The 2217-nt window shown below is 66.6% G+C and carries 2 protein-coding genes; both read left to right on the forward strand.

The genetic code is table 11. The features are described 5' to 3' along the window. A partial coding sequence (locus tag GA0115259_RS37335; protein WP_370749357.1) for an alanine dehydrogenase occupies positions 1 to 594 on the forward strand: 594 nt, incomplete at its 5' end. 381 nt (positions 595 to 975) lie between these two features. After that, positions 976 to 2097: a ParA family protein gene (locus tag GA0115259_RS37340; RefSeq protein ID WP_093604991.1), complete on the forward strand. Its 1122-nt coding sequence runs from the start codon at positions 976 to 978 to the stop codon at positions 2095 to 2097. Positions 2098 to 2217 lie beyond the last annotated feature (120 nt).

The following is a 2217-nucleotide window of genomic DNA, read 5'->3' on the forward strand; positions in this document are numbered from 1 at the left end:
GGCGGCGGCGTCTCCGGCTGGAGCGCCACCCAGATCGCCGTCGGCATGGGCTTCCATGTGACTCTGCTCGACCGTGACATCAACAAGCTGCGCGAGGCCGACCGGATCTTCGGCACCCGGGTCCAGACCATCGTCTCCAACGCCTTCGAACTGGAGCGTGCGGTCGTCGAGGCGGACCTCGTCATAGGAGCCGTGCTCATCCCCGGAGCGAAGGCGCCGAAGCTCGTCACCAATGAGCTCGTCGCCAAGATGAAGCCCGGAAGTGTACTTGTCGACATTGCGATTGATCAGGGCGGCTGCTTCGAGGATTCGCGTCCGACGACACACGCCGAACCGACCTTCCCGGTCCATGGATCGGTCTTCTACTGCGTCGCCAATATGCCGGGCGCCGTGCCCAACACCTCCACATACGCGCTGACCAACGCCACGCTGCCGTACATCGTGGAGCTCGCGAACCGCGGCTGGACCGAGGCGCTGCGCCGCGATCCAGCCCTCGCCAAGGGCCTCAACACCCATGAGGGCCAGGTGGTTTACCGTGAGGTGGCCGAGGCTCATGGACTGGATCACGCCGAATTGAGCGCGCTTCTGGGCTGATGCGTCAATCTGTGACGTCAACATCACGCCAGCGGCCGGACCTTGATCGACGGGGTCCGGCCGGACGTGTGCCCGGACGGCTCCGAACTCCCGGTCAACTCGCCTCGAACGTAACCTTTTCACCGATTCGCCGAGCCGTGAAACGTGTGCGCCATGCCTTGATGAGAGGCTTGTGCGCCCTTGACAGAGGGATGTTCCGTTGCCGACACATCGGGCCGGGTCCGGCGGATTGTGTTGCTGCGGACCGGTGACACGCCATAGAGTCGCCAACCGTCGGCATGGTGCCACGCTGACCTATCGATAAGTTTCCTGGTCCCGTCCAAGGAGGTAAGACGACTTGTGAATGAGTCGACATTTACTCCCGGGGGTGGTCAACCAGGAATGCCGGTGAGGGGCCACAGCCCGTCGTCCGGGTTCGAGGCTGTCGGCTCCGTAGCTGTCCGCACCTTCGCCACCCACCAGCACATGACGACAGCCCACCAGATGATGGACGGCCAACACGTGAACGCCATGGCCGGCAACGAGGGTGGCCGAGAGTCCACTCCATTCGCCGACTACGACGAAGTGCCCGAGGGGCACTTCTACGACCCCGACGCCGAGTACGAGCCGGATCCCGAGTACGCGGCCACTCTCGCCCCCGACGCCGCACGCCAGCGCCGTGAGCGGATCGGCCCGACCGGGCGTCCTCTGCCGTACTTCCCGATTCCGGGCCCGCTGACCGACCACGGGCCCGCGAAGATCATCGCGATGTGCAACCAGAAGGGCGGCGTCGGCAAGACGACGTCGACCATCAATCTCGGCGCCGCGCTGGCGGAGTACGGCCGGCGTGTGCTGCTCGTGGACTTCGACCCGCAGGGAGCCCTGTCGGTCGGTCTCGGCGTCAATCCGATGGAGCTGGACCTCACCGTCTACAACCTGCTCATGGAGCGGGGCATGGCGGCCGACGAGGTCCTCCTGAAGACCGCCGTGCCCAATATGGATCTGCTGCCCAGCAATATCGACCTCTCGGCCGCGGAGGTGCAGCTCGTCAGCGAGGTCGCGCGCGAGTCGACGCTCCAGCGGGCGCTGAAGCCGCTGATGCAGGACTACGACTACATCGTGATCGACTGTCAGCCCTCGCTCGGTCTGCTGACCGTGAACGCGCTGACGGCCGCGCACAAGGTGATCGTGCCGCTGGAGTGCGAGTTCTTCGCGCTGCGCGGAGTGGCCCTGCTGACCGAGACGATCGAGAAGGTCCAGGAGCGGCTCAACCCGGAACTGGAGCTGGACGGCATCCTCGCCACGATGTACGACTCCCGTACGGTGCACAGCCGCGAGGTCCTCGCGCGAGTGGTCGAGGCCTTCGACGACCACGTGTACCACACGGTGATCGGGCGGACGGTGCGCTTCCCGGAGACCACGGTCGCCGGTGAGCCCATCACCACGTACGCCTCGAACTCCGTGGGCGCCGCCGCGTATCGCCAGCTCGCCAGGGAGGTGCTCGCCCGGTGTCACGCCGAGTGAGTCTGCCCGGGGCCGACGAGCTGTTCCGTACGACCGGGGGAACCGCGCTCCAGTCCTCCTCGCCCGCGGAGCGGCGCCGGAACGCCAACGGCGAGCCGCGGGTGCCCGCGCCGGCCGGCG

Source organism: Streptomyces sp. MnatMP-M17 (assembly GCF_900091995.1).
Lineage (GTDB): Bacteria > Actinomycetota > Actinomycetes > Streptomycetales > Streptomycetaceae > Streptomyces.

Bases quoted from the DNA above. Each gene is read 5' to 3' on its own strand.
- GA0115259_RS37340 (WP_093604991.1), top strand. From the start codon at position 976: ATGCCGGTGAGGGGCCACAGCCCGTCGTCCGGGTTCGAGGCTGTCGGC.